This window comes from Psychrobacter sp. DM4 (assembly GCF_051307035.1).
Taxonomy (GTDB): domain Bacteria; phylum Pseudomonadota; class Gammaproteobacteria; order Pseudomonadales; family Moraxellaceae; genus Psychrobacter.
Map to the genome: position 1 here is coordinate 2,429,304 of NZ_CP195536.1, position 22,510 is coordinate 2,451,813.

Annotated in this window: 15 protein-coding genes; 2 read left to right on the forward strand and 13 right to left on the reverse strand. The window is 45.3% G+C overall.

All coding sequences use genetic code 11. The annotated features are described in order from the left end of the window. Window positions 1–57: 57 nt before the first annotated feature. Window positions 58–891 (reverse strand): 3-oxoacyl-ACP reductase, encoded by an 834-nt coding sequence (locus ACR64G_RS10385; RefSeq protein ID WP_435979222.1) that lies wholly within the window; start codon window positions 889–891, stop codon window positions 58–60. Between the two features lie 273 nt (window positions 892–1,164). Between ACR64G_RS10385 and ACR64G_RS10390 the strand changes: the two genes are divergently transcribed. Continuing rightward, on the forward strand, window positions 1,165–2,295 hold the full coding sequence (locus ACR64G_RS10390) for an ABC transporter substrate-binding protein (protein ID WP_435979223.1): 1,131 nt from the start codon (window positions 1,165–1,167) through the stop codon (window positions 2,293–2,295). Window positions 2,296–2,403: 108 nt separating this feature from the next. Here ACR64G_RS10390 and ACR64G_RS10395 read toward each other — a convergent pair whose 3' ends face one another. The 11 genes from ACR64G_RS10395 to ACR64G_RS10445 all read right to left on the reverse strand — a co-directional run bounded on the left by ACR64G_RS10395 (window position 2,404) and on the right by ACR64G_RS10445 (window position 18,886). Continuing rightward, complete coding sequence (locus tag ACR64G_RS10395) at window positions 2,404–3,621, reverse strand: FUSC family protein (RefSeq protein ID WP_435979224.1); 1,218 nt, start codon at window positions 3,619–3,621, stop codon at window positions 2,404–2,406. A 143-nt stretch (window positions 3,622–3,764) separates the two neighbouring features. Beyond that, window positions 3,765–5,186 carry a glutamate synthase subunit beta gene (locus ACR64G_RS10400; protein WP_435979225.1) on the reverse strand — a complete coding sequence of 474 codons (1,422 nt, stop codon included), beginning with the start codon at window positions 5,184–5,186 and terminating at the stop codon, window positions 3,765–3,767. 131 nt (window positions 5,187–5,317) lie between these two features. After that, a complete protein-coding gene (gltB, locus tag ACR64G_RS10405; protein ID WP_435979226.1) occupies window positions 5,318–9,781 on the reverse strand; it encodes a glutamate synthase large subunit in 4,464 nt (1,487 codons plus the stop codon). A 490-nt stretch (window positions 9,782–10,271) separates the two neighbouring features. Further along, window positions 10,272–11,339 carry a hypothetical protein gene (locus ACR64G_RS10410; protein ID WP_435979227.1) on the reverse strand — a complete coding sequence of 356 codons (1,068 nt, stop codon included), beginning with the start codon at window positions 11,337–11,339 and terminating at the stop codon, window positions 10,272–10,274. A 184-nt stretch (window positions 11,340–11,523) separates the two neighbouring features. Continuing rightward, window positions 11,524–12,618, reverse strand: coding sequence for a 3-dehydroquinate synthase (gene aroB, locus ACR64G_RS10415; RefSeq protein WP_435980709.1), 1,095 nt, complete (start codon window positions 12,616–12,618; stop codon window positions 11,524–11,526). Window positions 12,619–12,681: 63 nt separating this feature from the next. Then, complete coding sequence (aroK, locus tag ACR64G_RS10420) at window positions 12,682–13,284, reverse strand: shikimate kinase AroK (RefSeq protein ID WP_435979228.1); 603 nt, start codon at window positions 13,282–13,284, stop codon at window positions 12,682–12,684. 151 nt (window positions 13,285–13,435) lie between these two features. After that, a complete protein-coding gene (pilQ, locus tag ACR64G_RS10425; protein WP_435979229.1) occupies window positions 13,436–15,853 on the reverse strand; it encodes a type IV pilus secretin PilQ in 2,418 nt (805 codons plus the stop codon). A 27-nt stretch (window positions 15,854–15,880) separates the two neighbouring features. Then, window positions 15,881–16,408, reverse strand: coding sequence for a pilus assembly protein PilP (locus ACR64G_RS10430; RefSeq protein WP_435979230.1), 528 nt, complete (start codon window positions 16,406–16,408; stop codon window positions 15,881–15,883). Further along, complete coding sequence (locus ACR64G_RS10435) at window positions 16,408–17,175, reverse strand: type 4a pilus biogenesis protein PilO (RefSeq protein WP_435979231.1); 768 nt, start codon at window positions 17,173–17,175, stop codon at window positions 16,408–16,410. Before ACR64G_RS10435 ends, ACR64G_RS10430 begins: the two co-directional genes overlap by 1 nt. Further along, window positions 17,172–17,831, reverse strand: a complete 660-nt coding sequence (locus tag ACR64G_RS10440) for a PilN domain-containing protein (RefSeq protein ID WP_435979232.1) — start codon at window positions 17,829–17,831, stop codon at window positions 17,172–17,174. The genes ACR64G_RS10435 and ACR64G_RS10440 overlap by 4 nt, the downstream gene beginning before the upstream one ends. Next, window positions 17,831–18,886: a pilus assembly protein PilM gene (locus ACR64G_RS10445; RefSeq protein WP_435979233.1), complete on the reverse strand. Its 1,056-nt coding sequence runs from the start codon at window positions 18,884–18,886 to the stop codon at window positions 17,831–17,833. The genes ACR64G_RS10440 and ACR64G_RS10445 overlap by 1 nt, the downstream gene beginning before the upstream one ends. 192 nt (window positions 18,887–19,078) lie before the next feature. Between ACR64G_RS10445 and ACR64G_RS10450 the strand changes: the two genes are divergently transcribed. Beyond that, window positions 19,079–21,766 carry a penicillin-binding protein 1A gene (locus ACR64G_RS10450; protein WP_435979234.1) on the forward strand — a complete coding sequence of 896 codons (2,688 nt, stop codon included), beginning with the start codon at window positions 19,079–19,081 and terminating at the stop codon, window positions 21,764–21,766. A 100-nt stretch (window positions 21,767–21,866) separates the two neighbouring features. Here the strand turns inward: ACR64G_RS10450 and ACR64G_RS10455 are convergent, their stop codons facing one another. Next, complete coding sequence (locus ACR64G_RS10455; RefSeq protein WP_435979235.1) at window positions 21,867–22,388, reverse strand: DUF6586 family protein; 522 nt, start codon at window positions 22,386–22,388, stop codon at window positions 21,867–21,869. Between the last annotated feature and the right edge of the window lie 122 nt (window positions 22,389–22,510).

Genomic DNA, 22,510 nt, shown 5'->3' on the forward strand with positions numbered 1-22,510 from the left:
TCTTTAGATATTCGTTCTAGGTGCTTTTGATTCTTAACGCTTGTGGGTATCATGACTCTAAGGCATTGTCAGACCGCCATCAACGGCAATAGATTGACCTGTGATAGCCGCGCTCAAATCAGACGCCATGAGAAGTACCGTATTAGCAAAGTCAGCCACCGAGGTCGCCTGACGCAGTGGCGTAGTCGTCGCAATATAGTCAAACACCTCTTCACTAGTTAAGCGACTAGCATCCGTCGTTTTAAGTAGTCCACCTGCTAGCAAGTTAACGCGAATACCATACTGTCCAAGCTCACTGGCTAAATTGCGGGTTAATCCAATCAGCGCCGATTTGGCGGTCGTATAGTCGTAATAAGTCACCACTGGATTGTAGACAAGGTTGGTTGAGATGTTAATAATCTTGCCCATCTTTTGAGACTTCATTTGTGGCAATACTGCTTGAACCGTATTCACCGCCCCTTTGACGATACCCTCTATCTGCTGTGAGAAGTGCGGCCATGTCACGGTCTCAATACTGGTATAGTCCGCACTTGGATCAAACTGGTAATGAGGTAATGCATTATTGACTAAAACATCGATGCGTCCATAACTTTTGATAACCTCTTCTACCATCGCCTTGACCTCTGTTAGCTCAGTGACATCAGCTCGACAGGCAAAGGCGCGTCCACCTGAATTTTTGATGTCGGTGACGACAGTTTCGGCAGCCTCTTGACTATTAAGGTAGTTGATGCACACGCTAGCACCAGCAGCTGCCATTTGCTGAGCGATTTGTGCACCAAGGCCTCGGCTACTTCCTGTGACTATGACTACTTTATCCATCAGTAATTGAGGTATGATCGTTTGAACAGGCGTATTCGTTTCAGAAAGCATTGTCGCTTGAGTATGAGCCATGAGGTTATCCTTTATAATTGAGACAAAAACTAACGGTAGACAAATCTAACGACCGGTTTTGACGAGTTATTAATAGATTTTAGCGATCATAGCATAGTTCCTAGTACTGTTTTTTGGGAGCAATGCTACCGCTGAACAAAGCGAATTGAGCATTACTGATTTTATCGTTACTCTTTAAATTGTGATACGTTATGACCATAATAGTATCATTAACTGTATATCTACCTTACTACGCGTCCCATTATTTACTTGTCTGACTTTAGGAGCACTATTTTGACTCGACTCTCTTCTTCAAAAACCAGTACGTCTTTGCAAGCTATTAAACACAACATGCCAAAATTAATATTGAGTGCCGCAATCGCTCTTGTGCTTGCCAGCTGTAGCAACTCAGATACTGCCGCCATTGACGGCGCGCCAAGTAGTGATGTAACTCTCAATCTGTATAATTGGTCTGAGTATATGCCGCAGGAGATATTGGACGGTTTTGAGGCTGAGACCGGCATATCCGTCAATTACACTACATTTGACTCTAATGAAGCTATGTATGCCAAGCTCAAACTACTCGATGACTCAAGTCAATATGATCTTGCTGTGCCTTCGACCTATTATGTCGAAAAGATGGCTAACGAAGGTCTATTACAAGAGATTGATCAATCAAAACTAAGTAACTTCAACAATTTGGATACTTCATTTACCAATACTAAAGTCGATCCGGACAATAAATATTCTATACCTTATATGTGGGGCAGCACAGGTCTCGCTATCAATGGTGATACTATCGATCCCGATAGTGTCAACAGCTGGAACGATCTGTGGAAGCCTGAGTATAAGTCTCAAGTGATGCTGACTAATGATGTGCGTGAAGTCTTCGGTATGGCACTACTGACCCTCGGATACTCTGGTAACAGTAGAGATTCTGATGAGATAAAAGCCGCTTACGAGAAGCTCACTACCTTAATGCCGAACGTCAAAACTTTTAATTCTGATGCCACTCGTATGCCGTATATCGAAGGTGAAACGGCGCTTGGTATGACTTGGAATGGCGAGGCGGTAATGGCAAACGATGAGGGAATGACAAGCTTGGTCTATAAGTATCCTAGTGAAGGTGCAATCCTCTGGATGGACAATTTTGTGATTCCAAAGAACGCCAAGCAAGTAGATGCCGCGCATCAATTCATCGATTATTTGCTACGTCCTGAGAATGCCAAGATCGTCAGTGAAGAGATCGGTTACGCGTCTCCAAATAGTGGTGCTCGCGAACTGATGGATGAAGCCGTTCGCAATAACGCAACTATCTATCCATCCAAAGAAGTTCTTGCCAAAGCAGAATTCCAAGAAGACGTTGGTGATGATGCTTTGCAAGTGTATCAGCAGTATTGGGATATGCTAAAAACGGGGCGTTAATCAATACGCTAATCATTCAATAGCAAACAAAAAAGCGCTATCGCAATCGATAGCGCTTTTTTGTTGTAGATATTATAGAAAATTACAAAGGTGATGAAAGCCTGAACGTCATAGATGTAAATCAGTCTCACCGCCCTGCTCTTTTATCCTAAGCTGCTCGCGGCGCTGGTATTCGAGACCAGAAGCGGCGTACCACTGCGGCTTGGTCGTTTGTAATAAGTCACTTAGCTGCTGTAATTGCACTTGCAACGTTTGCGTGAGCCAAAAGTAGCCCTGCCATTCAAACGCCAAGTGCTGAACACTTGGATACTCTGATACCGCAATACGCGTAATAGGACGGAACACTTCATCACTTGGACTACGTAGCACTGCTGCTATGTGTTGCATCGCTTGTGTCAGCTCATGCTGATAATGCATCAATAAAATATGATTATCATCGTCAATCTCGATACTAGCCAGCGCTAATCGCGGCGCAGCACTTAACAGTAAATCAATCGTGCCAATGATATTGCGATGGGTACGCTGAATGGTCTCAAGCGTCTCTTTTTTGATCCCTGATTCGCTCGCTGTTGCGGCGATATGCGGGCGTACTGCGAGCAGTCGCTTATTGATCTGCTGTAACTCTGCGACCAGTTTTTTATCGACGGGCACGCCTTCATTTGGAAACGTTGCAGCACTTAGACGCTGGACTGTATCATCGATATCGACATCAGTAGATTCAATATGATTGCCCACTCCAGCATAGAGCACGCCGCAGGCGTCTAAATTACTCGCTAACAAAAATCGCCACATCAGGGTAGACTTGAGCGGCAAAAGTAAGGTCGCCAAGACCGCAACACCTGTACCAATCAAGATATTGAGTCCTCGATAAACGCCTTCTTCTACAACATTGATCTGACTTAGATTTGAGACAATCATCAGCATCGTAATGCCTGTTAACAGACCTGTATAGCCCAGTTGTCTCACCGCAAAATAACCAACAACGCCGCTAATAAGTCCAATGAGTAGATACTCTACCCAAAGCCATGATCCTGTCACTTGACTAAATAACAATATCCCAAATGCTGCGACAAGACCCAATAACGTGCCGATGACTCGCTCTTTAGCCTTGGTATAAATCGCACCTTGATACTGGAGCAACCCTAGGATAATAAACACCGTAATCGTCGTCCATTCCCCATGGGGAAAACCACTGAGTTGATTGATCAAAAGCGCCAGTACTATAGCTACCCCTAGACGTATGGCATGCAGAACATCAGCATGCTGGTAGCGGGCATAAGACTCAATAAAAGGGGTGACGACTCGTTGCCAAACAGTAGGTTTCACGCAGATATACTCTTTATTATTGACTATGACGACGGCTTGGTAGCCTCATCTATTATCTATCTTAACTTGACTACCAAAAAATAACGCCCTTTACCTTTGAGAGATAAAAGACGTTAGCAGTATCACTGAAATAAGCTTAAGACCTAGACTTCTAGGTAATCCAAAATACCTTCAGCCGCTTCGCGTCCTTCCCAAATAGCCGTTACAACCAAGTCAGAGCCGCGAACCATATCACCGCCTGCAAATATCTTTGGGTTTTTGGTCTGAAATTTAAAGGTTTGCACCTCTGGCGCGACGACCAAACCTGATTGATTCATCGCAACTTGCTGACCCTCAAACCAATCTGCTGGACTCGGACGGAAGCCAAATGCCAAGATTACCGCATCACAAGGGATGATCTCTTCTGAATTTGGGATAGGTTCAGGGCGACTGCGACCACGGTTGTCAGGAGCACCCAACTGCGTTGTGACCACTTTAACGCCGTTCACTTTACCGTTTAAACCGATAATTTCGGTAGGCTGACGGTTAAATAAGAATTCCACGCCCTCCTCTCGTGCATTGATGACTTCGCGGCGCGAGCCTGGCATGTTCTCTTCATCACGGCGATAGGCGCAGACGATCTGCTCAGCACCTTGACGAATACTAGTACGGTTACAGTCCATCGCGGTATCCCCGCCGCCCAGTACTACAACGCGCTTGCCCTTTAGATCGATGTATTCTTCTGGGTTCTTCTCCCAGTCGTTACAGCGATTGACATTAGCAATCAAAAAATCAAGGGCATCATGGACGCCTTCTAACTCTTCGCCAGCAAAACCGCCACGCATATAAGTGTAAGCACCCATACCCATGAACACCGCGTCATACTCGCTCATGAGCTCATCGATGCTAACGTCAGTACCGATTTCAGTCTCAAGACGAAACTCCATACCCATACCTTCAAAGATCACTCGGCGATTGCGCATGACGTCTTTTTCCATCTTAAACTCTGGAATACCAAAGGTCAGCAGTCCACCGATTTCAGGTCGTTTGTCAAAGAGTACAGGTTTAACGCCGTTTCTCACTAAGATATCCGCGCAGCCTAAACCTGCAGGTCCTGCACCGATAATAGCCACTTTTTTGTCTGTCCAGACGACATTAGACATATCAGGACGCCAGCCAAGCGCAAAGGCGGTGTCGTTAATGTATTTTTCGACATTACCAATCGTGACCGCACCAAAGCCATCATTGAGGGTACAAGCGCCTTCGCATAAACGATCCTGCGGGCATACGCGGCCACAAACTTCAGGTAAGGTATTGGTACGATGACATAATTCTGCCGCTTGAAAGATCTGACCTTCGGTGGCCAGTTTGAGCCAGTTAGGAATATAATTGTGTACTGGGCACTTCCATTCACAGTACGGGTTACCGCACTCAAGACAACGATGCGACTGCTGAGCAATCGATTCACTCTCGATAGGATTATAAATCTCAACAAACTCTGTTGCGCGAGTCACGATGTCTTTTTTGATCGGCTCAAGTCTTGGTACTTCCAAGAACTGGTAGTTATTTTCTAAGCGTTTTGCCATGATAAGTATCTCTTTGTTAGTGGGCAATGGTTATCTTTTATCATAATTAAGCAGATAACCACTAGCCTGCCTAAAACAGGTGCGCGGTAGGTTTACTTTGGTAATGGTGCTTTTAGACCCTTGACCTACCTCTATTGTGGATCTGCCATCGTCGTTTTAAGCAACATGGCTACACTAGCCGCTTTTGGTTTGACGAGATAAAACTTACGGACATAATGCTCAAAATCAGCCAGTATCGTCTGACCCCAAGCACTACCTGTCTTATCAACATGGCTCTCAATCACTGTTTGTAGATGGATACGATGACCTTCAGTTTGCTCACTTGAGATGCGATGAAGATCGATCAATTCATGGTTACAGCGATCGAAAAAGTCACCTTCCATATCGAGCACATAGGCGAATCCACCAGTCATACCCGCACCAAAGTTCAGACCAGTTTTGCCGAGAATAGTCATGATGCCGCCTGTCATGTACTCACAGCAATGATCTCCTGTACCTTCAATGACTGCATGAGCGCCAGAGTTACGTACACCGAAACGCTCGCCTGCTGTCCCTGCTGCATAGAGCTTACCGCCCGTTGCACCGTATAAGCAAGTGTTGCCTATGATAGCAGTATCTTGCGCGACGAAACTGGAGTCTTTTGGTGGATAGATAACAATCTCTCCGCCTGTCATGCCTTTGCCAACGTAGTCATTAGCATCGCCTTCGAGCTCAATATGTAGCCCACCTGCGTTCCATACCCCAAGACTTTGACCTGCTGTACCTGTCAGATGTACTTTGATTGGCATATCATTCATACCAAGATTGCCCCATATTTGCGCAATCTCACCTGAAATACGCGCGCCAATAGAACGATCACAGTTGCCAACATAATAGCTATAATCACCGCCAGTTCCCTGACGAATAGCCAATAGCATATCCTTGATCATTTGTTCAGCGAGCAAGCCTTTATCGAACGGCTCATTGCGCTCGACCTGACAGGTCTGCGGCATACCGCTACTAGCAGGATGACTAAATAACAATGGTGTTAAATCAAGGTGCTGCTGCTTACTAGTATTGCCTTCTAGTACATCAAGCAGATCAGTACGTCCAACCAACTCTTCCATACTACGGACGCCAAGTGCCGCCAACCATTCGCGAGTTTCAGTCGCAACAAACTTAAAGAAATTGATCAGCATTTCAGCTTCGCCAATATAGTGCTCATCGCGTAGCTTTGCCGTTTGCGTAGCAACCCCAGTTGGGCAGTTGTTTAAATGACAAATACGCAGGTACTTACACCCTACTGCGATCATAGGTGTAGTCCCAAAACCGAAGCTCTCAGCACCTAGTATCGCAGCTTTAACCACATCTAAACCCGTTTTGAGTCCACCATCTGTCTGTACGCGTACTTTATGGCGTAAGCCATTGACCCGTAGCGACTGCTGAGTTTCAGCAAGACCTAGCTCCCATGGCGACCCTGCATGGTGAATAGAGGATAGCGGTGAGGCCGCCGTACCGCCATCATAACCTGAAATAGTAATCAAATCTGCATAGGCTTTGGCCACGCCTGTTGCGATTGTACCGACACCTGGGCGTGAGACCAGTTTGACAGAAACCAGCGCATTAGGATTGACTTGTTTGAGATCAAATATTAGCTGCGCTAAATCTTCAATAGAGTAGATATCATGATGCGGCGGCGGCGAAATTAGCGTGACTCCTGGCACCGAATAACGCAAACGAGCAATGAGAGCGTTGACCTTGCCGCCTGGTAGCTGACCACCCTCACCAGGTTTTGCACCCTGTGCAACCTTTATCTGCATGACTTCAGCAGAACGCAAATAAGCAGGCGTTACTCCAAAACGACCAGAGGCGACTTGTTTGATCTTTGAATTACGTAAAGTCCCGTAGCGTACTGAATCCTCACCGCCCTCACCTGAGTTTGAGCGACCGCCAATAGTGTTCATTGCCATTGCTATCGACTCGTGGGCTTCAGGCGATAATGCGCCTAATGACATACCGGCAGAGTCAAATCGCTTAAGTATTAACGCGCTGTCTTCTACCTCATCGACATTGATACTATTGCTAGTATTGAGCTGTAATAAATCACGTAGAGTAGCAACAGGGCGATTATTAACCAAATCCGCGTATTGGCGGTAATTTTCATAATCACCAGTACGAACGGCAGTATGTAAGCTATTAATCACATCAGGGTTAAAGGCGTGATATTCTTTATTAAATACAAACTTGAGCAGACCCCCTTGATCAAGCGGTGCTCGGCGTTTGAAAGCATTGGCTGCTAATTGTGCTTGATCAGCAGCTAAGTCTTCAAAGGTTGCACCTTTAATACGGCTTTGCACGCCTTTAAAGCACATCGTAACCACTTCTTCAGAGAGTCCAACCGCTTCAAATAACTGCGCGCCGCGATAAGAGACGATGGTTGAGATGCCCATTTTTGATAAGATCTTAAGTAGACCTTTATTCAAGCCCTTACGGAAGTTGACTCGCGCTTGTATTGGGTCACCTAATAGCTCACCTGTTGCGACCAAATCATCAATTACATCATAAACCAGATACGGATAGACACAAGTAGCACCAAAACCGATAAGCACGGCAATCTGATGTGAGTCGCGGGCAAGACCCGTCTCAACGATCAGGTTGGCATCAGTACGAATTCCTTGGGCAATTAGGTAATGATGTACTGCCCCTGTGACCATGATAGCATTGGCTGGTATTTTGTCCGTATGGATAGCCTTGTCCGATAAGACGATCAGTGTATTGCCAGCGCGGATCTCACGCGCGACTTGTTCACAGATAGCGACAATGGCTTCAGATAAGCTCACGTTACGATCATAATTCAAGTCAACACGAACTATCTTGAATGCTGGATCATCTAGATTTTCGAGTTGATACATTTTACTTGCTGAGAGTACGGGTGAGGACAGTACGATACGGTGCGCGTCCTTAGCTGATGGCGAGAACACATTGGTTTCCGCGCCTAGGCACGTCTGTAACGACATAACGATAGATTCACGCAAGGGATCAATTGGCGGGTTGGTCACTTGAGCGAACTGCTGACGAAAGAAGTCACCAACATGACGTATTTGTTGTGACAGTACTGCCATTGGCGTATCATCACCCATTGAACCGACAGGCTCTTGCCCATTTTCGGCATTAGGACGAATGATTTCGGTGCGCTCTTCGTTAGTGATGTGATACATCTTTTGTAGTGCTTTGAGCTCATCACCGCGGCAGACTTTAGCAGCCAACTCTTCTTCTAAGCGCTCATCATCACGAATACGCAATGCCTCTTCGCGCAGCCATTTACGATAAGGATGAGCCTTTTTGAGTAAAGTTGCTATGGCTTTGGTGTCTAGTATTTGACCTGTCATCGTATCGATAACTAGCATCTGACCAGGACCGACGCGACCTTTTGCGAGCACATCTTTGGGGTCATAATCCCAAACGCCAACTTCTGAGGCAACGGTAATATAACCGTTCTTGGTTGTCACCCAACGTGAGGGACGTAGGCCATTGCGATCGAGCATACAGACCGCGTAGCGACCATCTTGAATGACCAGTCCTGCGGGCCCATCCCACGCCTCCATATGCTGCGAGTAAAACTCATAGAACGCGCGCAGATCCATATCCATACTATCGACGTTCTGCCACGCTGGCGGCACCAGAATAGACATTGAATGAAATAGGTTCATACCGCCCGATATTAGTACCTCTAACATATTGTCAAGGCTAGAGGAATCTGAGCCGGTACTATTTACTAGCGGCGTCAATTCACTTAGATTCGGTAATTTTTCTGATTTTAATTTTGGCGTACGCGCTTTAGACCAGTTACGATTGCCCGTGATGGTGTTAAGCTCGCCGTTATGCGCCAAATAACGAAACGGCTGCGCTAAGGGCCAGCGCGGTAAAGTATTAGTGGAGAAGCGTTGATGAAATACGACGATATGAGACGCCAAACGCGTATCTTGCAAATCTAAAAAGAATGCAGGCAGATCTGATGGCATGACCAGACCTTTATAAATGATCGTCTGACAATTGAGCGAGCAGACATAAAACAGCTCGTCATCACTCAAGCGCTGCTCAGCCTTTTTGCGAGCAACAAACAATTTACGATTAAAGTCATCGCTACTTAAATCTTCAGTCGAACTTACAAATATTTGCTTGAAGTCGGGTAATGTTTCGCGGCCAATCTCACCTACAATGCTCAAGTCAGTAGGCACATCGCGCCAGCCTGCAACGTAAAGCCCCTGCGCTTGAACCTCTTCACCTAGCACTTGCTGACTGTGTTTTGCTTTAGCTTCATCGAGATTGACGAACACCATACCGACAGCGAAGTTATCACTAATATCAAACGCTTGCTCGGTGGCAATGCGTTTGAAAAATTCAATCGGTTTGGCGAGCAAAAGACCACAACCATCGCCCGTCTTACCGTCAGCTGCGACGCCGCCGCGGTGGGTCATACAGCTTAAACTATGAATAGCCGTTTTGACAAGATCATGACTGGCCTGTCCCTCAATATGAGCGATCAAACCAAAACCACAGTTATCAGAGAAGTCATCTGGCGTCGCCAAATGCGTATGGGAAGAGATCATCGACATAGCTTGTCCTTTTAAGTAAGCAGACAGCTCATGCATCCAATGCGGATCATAAGCGGATGCCCGAAGGCCGAACGGGCGGGTAGGTAATATTCTTGTAATCGAATTAAATAATGGCGTTGCGCATCGTTATATATAAAGGCAAATCTTGTGATATTAGCAAGCAAGCAGTGTGGCTCTTCTTTATGTAAATTGAGTACTGAAAAACAGCTAATAAGAAATAAGTAGTTAGGTAACTATCCCTAATTATAACTTATCATTGCACTCTACTAGAGGATAACCCCTGACTGATAAGACATAAATATATGGTTTCGTTCACATTTCATGATAAACCTTTCTTTATATGACTATTTTTATCATTCTTTATTTTAGTGAATACATAACTATAAATCTAGTCTTTTTTGCTAAGTCATAACTAGAGGTTATTAGCAGTCGCTATACGTGTATGTTTTTATATACAAAAATATTGCGGTAGGTACAGTGTTATTACCTACTACCTATCTTGGTTATTCTTTTCTTCTATCAGTGCTTTGATGCTATCGTCGCTCTTTGCTGGTGCTTTATTATTACTAACAGGCGCCGTTCTAGTATTAGTATCATTATTAGTAGCAGGCGGCGGCTTAGGCGTTGGTACAACAGGTGGCTTTTTGGGCGCTGTGATCACATTGGGTGATGTAGGCTTTGTACTACTTTGTTCCGTTTTTGGTTTGTCATTGTTAGTCTGCTCTGTACCCACCGTGCGCTCTTCATCAACAGACAGAGTGGAAGCGGTGTTTTCTACGTCACGAATACTCTCTGTAGGAGTAGTTTTAACCGCATCTTGATTGCGGGCAGAACTTATTGGCGCTGGATTGTTATTAGTATTTTGAGTTTGAGTTGGCTGGCGCGGCGGTACTTCGCGTTTTGTACGTTTTAGAGTGACGGAGCGAGCGCGTTTATTGCTGAGATCCTTGATAGGGCCTGGACGCTCATAATTATCGATGATACTGACATAACGATTGATCTCTTCTGGGAGCACGCGGACATTGGCGGGTAACTTAAAATCAATAAGTTTGGCAGCGCCTGCAGCTTCTTGCGGACTACTCATGAGCCCATAAGTCAGCATGTAACGCAGCTGATCGTCTTCGTCACGGTAGCGAAAGTAGGAGAATTTATCGCGGTCTTTTCGACCCTCTAAGTAGCTGACAATAACATCGTTCTCAGCGACATTCATGACCTGGACTGTCCATTTGCCTTTATTGGAGAGTAAGTAGCGTTTATCCTTAAACTCTTCAGGATAGCTGCGCAAATCTCGAATAGTTGCATCAAAATTAATAGGCTGTACGTCGGTGTCAAGCTCGTGCAAAGCTTCGATAGCTAAGGGTTGCTCTAACTCATTAGTTAAGGCCTGCGGTGCAGATATTGGCGCATTTTCGATCTTTCCTGCCATCGATGGCGTTTGACTAAACATCCAGATTAAAGCAGTAATAACGCCTAATACTAGCGTCATTAGTAACCACATCAGTGCCTGACGACGATATGACTGAGTGGCAGGACGAGTCGTTGAGCGTGGTGCTACCATGAATAAACCCTTGGCAAAGTATGAATGAGCAGACTGACTATTGGATGCGGCGCTGTTGTACAAAACACAATCACATCTGGTCAGTCGTGCTATTACTATTTTACACCATTATGTACTCGAGGTTTGAAAATTATAGACTTTGGAAATTATAGCGTGTGACAAGCGTACTCTTAGAGTAACTGGACTACGCACGCTCAGACAGTACTTCACTGAGCAGTTGTGTCTCAAATTTGTCTGTAATAACAGCTTTGCCTAATGATTTGAGTAGTATTAGACGAATCTGTCCTTGTTTTACTTTTTTGTCATGACCCATGAGATTCAAAGCCGTTTGTGGATCAATCTGCGGCGGCGCAGTAGGCAATTTAGCACGAGCCAGAATACGCTCAACCCGTGCCAAATCCTCTATGCTGAGCCAGCCCATCTTTTGTGAGAGCCGAGCGGCTTGCATCATACCTGCTGCAACAGCCTCACCATGTAGCCAATTACCGTAGCCCTCATGCGTTTCAATCACATGACCAAAGGTATGACCAAAATTGAGTAGTGCACGTACGCCAGACTCTCTCTCATCTTGCGCGACAATATCAGCTTTGTACTCGCAGCAGCGCCGTACTGCCTCACCAAGCACTGTCAGATCCAACGCCATCATCGCCGACATATTATCTTCAAGCCAAGTTAAGAATTCGGCGTCCATAATCAGCGCATACTTGATAACTTCAGCCAACCCTGCTGATAGCTCGCGCGGCGGTAATGTCAGCAAAGTACTCATATCAGCCAATACCATTTGCGGCTGCCAGAAAGCGCCGATCATGTTCTTACCTTGTGGATGATTGATACCCGTTTTGCCGCCCACGCTTGAATCGACTTGCGACAATAGCGTGGTTGGAATCTGAATAAAATTGACGCCGCGCATAAAGCTTGCAGCAGCGAATCCTGTCATATCCCCTATCACGCCGCCGCCAAGTGCAACCAAAGTCACGTCACGATTAAAGTGCTCTGCCATTAGCGCATCATAAATCTGATCGATATTTGCCTGATTTTTGTACTGTTCGCCATCTGGTAGTATGCAGACTTTGACCGTAAAGCTCTTTTCAAGCTCTAATTGCAAGGGCTGCAAGTATAAGGGTGCTACCGTATCATTGGTGACGATCAGTACTTGCTGACCCTCAATAAAAGGGATAATCTGCTCACTCATACTGACTTTGGTGTTATCAGTATCTTTACTGATGACAATCGGATAATCATGGCTTTGCGTTTTGACCATTAAGCCGTCAGCAGACATCAACGTTGTCATAGAATTGTCCTAAATTATAAAGAGATAATAGCTTGTGAACAGTAATATCTGTCAGTCTATAAAGGGTCCTGCTTGATCGCTTATATCATGAGCAAGATTATCTACAGGCGCTATTGATATACCGTGATCATTACAAAACGTAGTAAGCTGCTCTAATAGCTGATTGACCATGTGCCGCGGATAAGTATGACCCGTTGGCATAGTGATATGAGCTACTTGCCGATATAAAGGGTCACGGACCTCATAAAGCTTTTGAAGTATCTTACGTGGATTGGGCTGTTGTAGTAGTGGTCTTGATTTATCTCGTGAAGTACGAACTACTTGCACATCAACAGGGGCGTTGAGATAAACCACAATACCGCGCTGATGCAAAAAATCACGATTGTCTGTGGCCATAACTGCGCCGCCGCCCGTTGCCAACACGATCTGCTCTCTTTGGGTCAGCTCGTCTATAGCTCGCGTTTCGCGCTCACGAAAGCCCGCTTCCCCCTCTTTAGCGAATATCCAAGCAATATCAGCGCCGGTTTGCGACTCGATATACCAATCACTATCTACAAACGTCCGCCCCAATTGTTTGGCAAGCAATCGACCAATGGTGGTCTTCCCCGCTCCCATCGGTCCCACTAAAAACACCGACGGTAATTCCTCCATCATAGTACTCACTCAGCTAAATTAGGTATGATACAACGTCATTGATATTCTGGCTAGTAACGAGCATTGTTTATTCACTTTTATCTATCATCTTCTGAGGACATGCTATAAAAAAGCAAGCACTAAGGCTTGCTTTTTTATAGCTACGTAATGACTAGTTCAGACGACTGATGCCATCATTAACTAATTTTGGCGTAATAAAGATCAGTAGCTCTTCTTTATTGTTGTTACGTACATCGCGGCGGAATGCACGGCCAATGTAGGGCAAGTCTCCCAAAAACGGCACCTTGTCGACATTATTATTAGTACGATTTCTAAAGACGCCGCCCAATACTATAGTTTGTCCATCTTCAACAATTACATTGGTTGATATTAGATCCTCTGAGATAGCAACCTGATTATTGATAATGGTTGGCGTGCCATTAGTGATCAATAATTGAAGACCAATTTTTCCATCTGGAGTGATATTCGGTGTCGCCTCCAAACTCAGCGCCGCCTCTCTAAAGCTTGTCGTCGTCGCGCCACTAGCTGAGGCTTCTTGATAGGGAATCTGCGTACCTGACGAGACTTTTGCGGTTTGTTTATCTGAAGTCAAAATCTTGGGCGTAGATATTACTTCACCGCGATTATCTGCTTGTAAAGCTGAGAGCTCAAGATCTAGCATCACATCTGACAATCCCAGTAAACCAAAGGCAATACTACCAGCAGGGTTAGCAACGCCAAGATCGACATTCAAATTATCTGGACGACTAATATCATAAGAGGGAAATGAGACAGTCTGACCATTTACCGTAGTGGTTTCGATATCAAAATCTTTTAGGTCTGCCAATGTCTGATTGCTACCACCGACAAGTAAGCTGCGGTTGTTAGCTGCGCCATTAGACAAAATACCCCAACGTACGCCGATCTCTTTGCTAAAGCTATCGGTGGCACTAACGATACGCGCCTCAATCATTACTTGACGTACTGGAATGTCAATTTTGCTAATCAGTTCGCGTATATTTTCAATACTGTCTGCGACATCCTTAACAATTAAGGTATTGGTGCGCTCATCAATGGTGACAGTGCCGCGTGCAGAGAGCAGTGTGCTGTTGTCCTCAAAACGATTAACGGTACCGATAGTATTGTTGGTTCCAATGGTGTTATTGACACTGTTGTTGCCTGTTGAGCCGCTGCCCTGCGAGATTAAATTGTACACATCCTGCGCTTTTGCATAGCTTAAGCGGATGTATTCAGTGCGTAGTGGCGCATAGGCTTGAACGGCTTGCTGCGCTGCCAGCTCACGTGCTTCTTGTTCTGCAAGCTCCGTTGAGGGCGCTACCAAAATCACGTTGCCGTTCTCACGCTTGCCTAAATTTTTACTTTTTAAAATAATATCTAGTGCCTGATCCCACGGTACATTGATAAGACGCAAGGTAATGTTACCTGCAACAGAATCACTAGCGACGACATTCATATCGGTGAACTGAGCTAAGATATCTAAAACACTACGAACCTCAACATCTTGAAACTCCATTGATAGCGCTTCGCCCGTATAGACCCTGTCCTCAAGTGTCGGCTCACGTAGCAGCTCAGGCTCTTTTATACCTATGTTAAGCTGATTACCTGACTGGTATGCTTGGTATTCATAATCGCCATTCATATTGATGGTTATGACGCCATTCTGGCCTTGGTTTTTGGTATCAACACTACTGACAAGCCCACTATTGATATTGAGGCGACGTAATAGATTGCGCGGTACCGTACTACCTGTCAAGCGTACCACAAGCTGGTTGCCTTGACGCTGAACATCTACTGGAATCGCTTCATTTGCAAGTGCTATACTGATATCACCGCCTTTACCTTTTGCTGAAAAATTCAGTGCCGTAAGTCCATCATAACTGTACTGCTGACTGACCTGACGACTCGCAAGCCTTGGGTCTAGCAAAGGATTGACTCGCACGACCATAGTATTGGCAGGCGCTTGGTCGGTCACTGTGACAGGGCGACTAACAACAGCTGCGGCAGGCACACTACCGGTCTCAATAATAGGCGTGACAATTGGTGTTGTCGTGATCGCAGTATTACCATTCAACACATCTTGAATAGGGTCATTAGTGATCACAGTAGGCGCGCGTACAACAGTGGGTACGCGTACAACAGTGCGTGTGGGATCAGTAATAGTGAGTAGTAAATCATTACCTTCGATCGCCGTGGTGTACTCTCCTGCTTGTTTGAGTCCAACTATGAGTCGCGTGGTGCTGTCGTTGTTTAACGTGGTGACCTCATTGATCATACCGATATTGTAAGTATTAGCGCGACTGCTTAGCCCATTTTGGACTTGTTCAAAGTCTAGAACCAAGCGACTCGGATCATCTAACTGGTAGGCGGCAGGCAACTGCGGCGTCTCAGAGAATCCCAAACGCATTTGAGTAATGGTAGGCGCTGTTTGTACAACGGAGACGTTATTAATGCGTTGTTCGGCATAGGCGCTAGCACTGATGGTAATCATACTTACTGCTAGTGCCGAGACGGCAAAGCGAGAAGATACGCGGTTACTCATTGTCATTACCTGATTATGGCGTACGGTCATTACATATTCCTCAAAAGATCTGCCGACTTAACTTATAGGAGAGACCAGCGATTGGGGTCTTTCGATAAACCCGGCGCGGCTGTCTGGCACAATTTCAATCAAATTAATTTGGGTCGGTGTGATTTCAACGATACGGCCATCATTTAATCCAAGATAATCCCCTACCTTTACGCTGGCAACCGATCCATCAGGACGCTGCACCAAAGCATACTGCTGACCCTCAGGTGAGATGAGCATACCGCGAAAAATCAGTTGTGCTAGCTCATATTGCTCTAAAGGCTCTTTTATGCGGTTGATATCTGGGCGTACACCGTTGATTGCCTCAGTTGTACCTTGCACATTAACCAAACTTGGCGGCAAAAAAGGACTGCGTAAGGTATTAGCACTATAGACAAAGTCCTCAACCAGATCAGACGGTGGCGGCGGCTCTATAGGCTGCGCTGGCTGATCCCGTATGGCTACCATCGCCTGCTCGGCCATACCGATGCGATCGCTACAACCACTAAGCCAAAGTGCTGAGAGGCTGATCAAAATAATAGGTAATTTATTTATCATCAGTTGCCTCCTGTACTAGCAGCGAGGGTGTTAGCTGCCTCTGTTGTTCCAGCAGCAACGGTCTCACCTGTGACCTCAACTTCCGGTTTTGCCTCTTTTGAGCGATACGTTTTGGTTTGTAATACCATGTTTAGCTCTGGTAGGACATCCAAAGTAGGCTGCGGGTTACTGATCTCAAAGTCGTGCATAGTGATAATACGTGGCAACGCTGCCAGACCACTAATAAAGCTACCAAACTGGTGATACTCACCTAAAGCTGCAATACGAATAGGCTGTTCAATAAAAAACTCATTTTCAATCTCAGGCTCAACTGAGATGTCTTGGAATCGTATATTACTACCGACTCCTGTCATGTTGATGCCCTCAACCAGCTCTGATACGCGAGTATCCTTTGGCAACTGATCGAGCAAAGTATTGAATTCTGTTTCCATCTGAATAACTTGAGCTTGATAAGCTTCTAGATGACGGGCACGCGACTCTTTTTCGCGGTAGCTATCGAGCAGGACTTGCTGCTCACTCTCGGCGGCTCGAATATCATCGATTTTGCTACTGATAGGTAGCGCCCAGGATAGAGCGGCGATAAAGGCAATAATGAATCCTAATACAGTTAGTTTAACTGGTAGCGGCCAACTGCCATAATTATCAGCATCTAATGACTGAAAACTACGACGAAACTCATTAAGATCAAAAGACTTTTTGGGGCGGCGTTTGCTTCGTATTGCTGTTTTTTTGGTACCAAAAGGACGCTTCTTTAGATCCAGTCTCATAAGTTACCTCCAGCTACTGGCACAGCCGCGCCATCTTCTAAGATTGCAACGTCAGATTGAACTTTGGTCGTTACCACAAACTGTACGTAGCTGTCTTCTGGGTACACTGGGCGTGGCGTTTCGCCTGCTACAGTAGGCTCATTAAGCGTGGGCGCCGTCTCGTAGGCAGTAATGTTTTGCTGAATGTTACTGACAGCAGAATTGCCCATCCACTCGCTGCTATCGAGGTTACGAATCAGACTCGATACTACGTTAGGGTTGTCCGCCAGACCGGTAAGCGTCAATACATCGCCTTCTCGTTTAAAATTATTGAGATAAAGCGCCGCTGGTATGGCTTTAGCAATATCATCCCAAATACGTACAGGAACAGGACGACGACCCTGCAAATCTTGGATGACCTGCATACGCGAGATGATGTCTTCTCGGCGCTGTTCTAAACCGTCGATCTCTACTAAAACCGCATCAAGGCGGCTGTTCTCTTGCTCGATGAGCGCATTAGCATCGCGCTGTTCTTCTAATTCATTATTAAAGTAACTCCACGATGCAAAAGCTGCTAATAGCGCAAGCAAAGTCACTGCGACAACTAAGGTGATAAATTCTTTATTACGACGTTCGCGCTCTTCTGCTCGCCAAGGTAGTAGGTTAATACGAGCCATCAGTCAAAGCTCCTTAACGCAAGTCCGCAAGCACCCATCAAACTTGGTGCATCAATCGCTAGCTGCTCACTGTCTATGTAGGGGTCGATTGTCATATTAACAAAGGGATTGGCTACGCTGACTGTCACACCAAGCTTTTGTTGTACCATGCCAGCTAAGCCTGAGATTGCACTACTACCTCCTGCCAACACGATATGATCGATACTGTTGTACTGGCTAGATGAAAAGTAAAATTGTAATGAGCGGGTAATCTGCTGAATAACACTCTCTAAAAACGGTGTTAGTACCTCTGGATAATAATCATCGGGTAGCGTGCGTTCTCGCTTACTGAGAGTCGCCTCATCAAAGGTAAGACCGTAGCGATTTTGAATAGCTTCTGTGAGCTGCGCGCCACCAAAGAGTTGTTCACGGTTATAGACAAATTCGCCGTCTTTTGCGATATATAAGGTAGTCTGATTGTGACCAATATCGACCAAAGCGACAAGCTCTGGCAGATTGGACAAGTTGTCTACCATAAGATTAAAAGCTCGCTCAATGGCATGGTTTTCGATATCCATGATTTTGGTTTGCAAACTGCCAAAGGTCAAAGCATCAACACGTTGATCGACGTTCTCCGAGCGCGAAGCCGCGAGCAGTACTTGTACCATCTCATCACTTATAAGAGAAGGACCTAATACCTCAAAATCTAAATTGACATCTTCCAACGGATAGGGAATATATTGATCAGCATCTAAGCGAATTTGTGCTTCTCGCTCTACATCGCTAAGCGTTTTGTCCATATCGATAATTTTGGTAATGACCGCAGATCCTGAGACTGAGGTTGCAGCACTGCTCCCTGCTACCTGACAACGTCTAGCCAGACTTGCAATCGTGTTACCAACCAATTCGGTATCTACAATGAGTTTGTCAACGACAACTCCTGAAGCTAAGCTCTCAATGCCGTAAGACTTTAGATGATATGTACCTTGCTGACGGTGTATATCAACAAGTTTCACTGAAGTGGCACAAACGTCCACTCCAATTAAATGCCTACTGTTAGAAGAAAATAACCTCACAAATGCTATACCTTGTATGAAGTGTACGACTTGATAATAATTTGTAATAATTCAGTACAATACTTTACTTAATGGACATATTCAAGCGCTAAGAAAATATATTGAGACTATTTGTACATTTAGTATGACCAACGCATTTTGTTCAAGGTATAATAAAGTATCTGTTACAAACTTTAATCAATAAGTCTGATTATGACTCAAAAAAGCGCTACTGTTACTCTCATACGTTTCTTGGTTGGGCTATTCATTGCCTTCTTGGCACTAGCTGTCATCTTAGTATTGGCAGTACCAATCGGTTTTTATGGCATGGCGATGTACCTATCTCCTACGCTACCTAGTATTCAAGAAATCAAAACCGCAAGCTTAGAGATGCCATTACAGATCTATAGTCATGACGACAAGCTTATAGGTCAGTATGGCAATCGCATGTCATTACCAGTGGAATATGATGAGATACCGCAGAACTTAACCCGCGCATTTTTGGCAGCAGAAGATGCATCATTCTTTCAGCATAGCGGTATTAGTATTAAAGGTTTAGGACGAGCGGTTACTGAAGTGGTCACTGATGATGACACTCAAACAGGCGGCTCAACTATTACCATGCAGGTTGCCAAAAACTACTTTTTGAGTCCAGAACGTACTTTGAACCGTAAACTTACCGAGCTCTTTTTAGCCCGAAAAATGGAAGATGAGCTTAGCAAGAACGAGATACTCACGCTTTATGTCAATAAGATTTACTTGGGTGAAGGCGCTTATGGTATTCGCGCTGCTGCTAGAAAATACTACAGTAAGTCATTGGAGAACTTGACGGTTGCCGAGATGGCAATGCTGGCAGGTTTGCCAAAAGCGCCCTCAAAATATAACCCTGTTGCCAACCCTGAACGTGCATTGACTCGTCGCAACTGGATTGTAGGCCGCATGCAAGAGCTCGGTTATATCGATCAAGCGCAGCATGACGAAGCGGTCAACTCGCCTATTGGACTTAAGCTGTATCAAGAAAAACTTGATGTCAATATGCCTTATTTGGCAGAAATGGCTCGTTATGCACTTGTTAATCGTTACGGCGAACAAGTTGTCAATGGTGGCTGGCGTGTGCGTTTAACGATTGATAGCGAGGCGCAAGCGGCAGCAGAAGCTGCTATCCTAAAAGGCTTGGTTGCCTATGAGCACAGACATGGTTGGCGCGGGGCAGAAGCTCAGGGCGAACCGCTCGCTGATTTTAGGCGGTATAGTAGCTTATCTCCTGCTAAGGTGACCAAGGTTAACTCACGCAGCTTTGAGGCAACTATTCCCACAGGTGAGAGCGTTACGGTCGACTGGTCTGGTATGAGCTGGGCACGCAAGTACATCTCAGCCGATCGCGTTGGCTACTATCCCAGCAATGCCAGTCAAATTGTAAGTGAAGAAGATATTATCCGAGTGATACCGACGGCTAGTGGTAACTGGCAGCTGGCGCAGATCCCTGAGGTGCAGGGCAGCTTGGTCTCTTTAGATCCTGAGACAGGTGCTCTCAATGCTTTGGTTGGTGGTTTTGATTTTAATCACAGCAAATTTAATCGTGCTTTACAAGGATGGCGTCAGCCAGGTTCGACTATCAAGCCGCTGGTCTATACCACCGCACTAGAAAAAGGCTACCGTCCCGATAGCATCGTCTCAGATCGTCCTATTCAAGTCGGTGATTGGAAACCCAAAAATTCTGATGAACGTTTTTTGGGTGATATTACTTTGCGCCGAGGGTTGTATTTATCGCGTAATCTTGTATCTATCCGCTTACTACAAGCCATTGGCATCTCCGATACGCGCGATTTGCTCGATCAGTTTGGTTTGGACAAAGAAAAATTGCCAACTACACTATCGCTAGCGCTTGGCGCAGGACAAGCTACTCCTTTACAGATGGCAACGGCTTACGCTACCTTTGCCAATGGCGGTCATCGTGTTCAGCCTTATTTTATCGAGCAAATATACAACTACGATAACGAGCTACTCTTTCAAGCCAATCCGCAGCAGGCGTGTGCTCTATGCTTTAACGAGCAGCTTAACGAGCGTAACGAAGAATTGATCGAGGCCTTTAACGCTCCTACTGATGACAAGGCTGCTGATGGAGATATTGTTAACGTAGATACTATCGATGAAGAAGCAATAAACGCAGAGAATAAGGACGACATTGAGGTCAATGACGCAACTGATAAGGCGCTGATGTCTGCAAGGAGTGAGGCACTGATGCACGATGCAACTCCCGATGCTGATCGTCTCAAAGCCCCTGTTGTACAATATGTTATGGCAACACAAGCACCTAGAATTTTAAAACCGCAAGTTGCGTTTGAGATGGCTGATATCCTGCGCGATGTCGTCCAACGCGGTACAGGTGTACGTGCCAAAGCGCTGGGTCGTAATGACATAGGTGGCAAGACAGGTACGACGAATGAGGCTAAAGACGCTTGGTTTGCAGGATTTCATCCAACTAATGCAACGGTCGTTTGGATGGGCTTTGATCAGCCAACGACTATGGGTCGCCGTGAATACGGCGGCGTAGCAGCCCTACCCGTCTGGATGGACTTTATGACAGCACAGCTCAAAGACACCCCAGAGCAGTGGGTCTCTATCAATAACCGTGCTAAATCGAAAAGACAGCAGCAAGAAATTATAGAAGTGACGGATAATGGTGTAATCTCAGACGAAGTTGAGGTATCTGATAAAGAGACTAGAGCAAAACCTGTCAAAACTAGAGCGCAACCTCGTAAACCCTTGGAGCCTGAACCCGTTGAAGAGGTTGAGACTGCTACAGTAAGACCTAACAGTAGTAATCGTAGCAGCAGTGGTATCCAAAATACGCCACTCTCTGCGACACCAGCTGAACGTATGCCTCCGATGCCAGAATAGAGTATTAAAAATAATTAAAAAAGGCTTGTTGATAGTAAATCGACAAGCCTTTTTTATACTTATTTTTTGCACATACACTTTTTAGACTCTTTATTCGCAATCAAAACTCTACCATACCAGCACGTAGCTGCTCAATGAGCTCTAAGAACTGCTGACGCCATTCACGTATAGTGCTCTCATCGGGTAGCCATTGATTCGATAAAGTCACCACATTTACAATCAAGTCTTTTGACGCGGTACTAGTCATTGAGGTGTCTGCTAGAGCCTCAGGAGGTACCGCATAAAGGCAACGCTGATAAGCGCGCTCAATATTGGCTAAAAAACCTTTTTCAAGTAACTGCTTTAGGCGCATAACTTCAGGAGATATCTGCGTGCGTGTATCTAAAGCTTCTTCGATATTGGCTAAAGTAGGCGCGGTCTCTTGCAACCCATAGAACTGACTCAGCTCTTGCAAAAAGGCCAAAAGCGTACCGTATAAATGGAAGATAGCCGTCTCACAGTGTGCCTGATAAAGCTGCTTATCATTACTACTGCCAGCAGCTTGACAGGCTAAACGACAGAAATATAATTTTTGATTGGTACGGTCTGCTTGGTACTTAGCAACGCGGCCTTTGTCTGCCATACGCTTTTTATCCTTATGATTCTATAGAATTATTAATGCTTGTAACGCCAATTTTAGCATAGTATTTTTTAAAATTGTTTTCTTAAGAAATGATTGTTTTTAGCGATAATTAAACATAAAAA

Coding starts and splice junctions, on each gene's coding strand:
- ACR64G_RS10450 (WP_435979234.1), top strand. CDS start 19,079: ATGACTCAAAAAAGCGCTACTGTTACTCTCATACGTTTCTTGGTTGGG.
- ACR64G_RS10410 (WP_435979227.1), bottom strand. CDS start 11,339: ATGGTAGCACCACGCTCAACGACTCGTCCTGCCACTCAGTCATATCGT.
- ACR64G_RS10385 (WP_435979222.1), bottom strand. CDS start 891: ATGGCTCATACTCAAGCGACAATGCTTTCTGAAACGAATACGCCTGTT.
- aroB (WP_435980709.1), bottom strand. CDS start 12,618: ATGTCTGCTGACGGCTTAATGGTCAAAACGCAAAGCCATGATTATCCG.
- aroK (WP_435979228.1), bottom strand. CDS start 13,284: ATGATGGAGGAATTACCGTCGGTGTTTTTAGTGGGACCGATGGGAGCG.
- pilQ (WP_435979229.1), bottom strand. CDS start 15,853: ATGACCGTACGCCATAATCAGGTAATGACAATGAGTAACCGCGTATCT.
- gltB (WP_435979226.1), bottom strand. CDS start 9,781: ATGTCGATGATCTCTTCCCATACGCATTTGGCGACGCCAGATGACTTC.
- ACR64G_RS10430 (WP_435979230.1), bottom strand. CDS start 16,408: ATGATAAATAAATTACCTATTATTTTGATCAGCCTCTCAGCACTTTGG.
- ACR64G_RS10400 (WP_435979225.1), bottom strand. CDS start 5,186: ATGGCAAAACGCTTAGAAAATAACTACCAGTTCTTGGAAGTACCAAGA.
- ACR64G_RS10440 (WP_435979232.1), bottom strand. CDS start 17,831: ATGGCTCGTATTAACCTACTACCTTGGCGAGCAGAAGAGCGCGAACGT.
- ACR64G_RS10455 (WP_435979235.1), bottom strand. CDS start 22,388: ATGGCAGACAAAGGCCGCGTTGCTAAGTACCAAGCAGACCGTACCAAT.
- ACR64G_RS10435 (WP_435979231.1), bottom strand. CDS start 17,175: ATGAGACTGGATCTAAAGAAGCGTCCTTTTGGTACCAAAAAAACAGCA.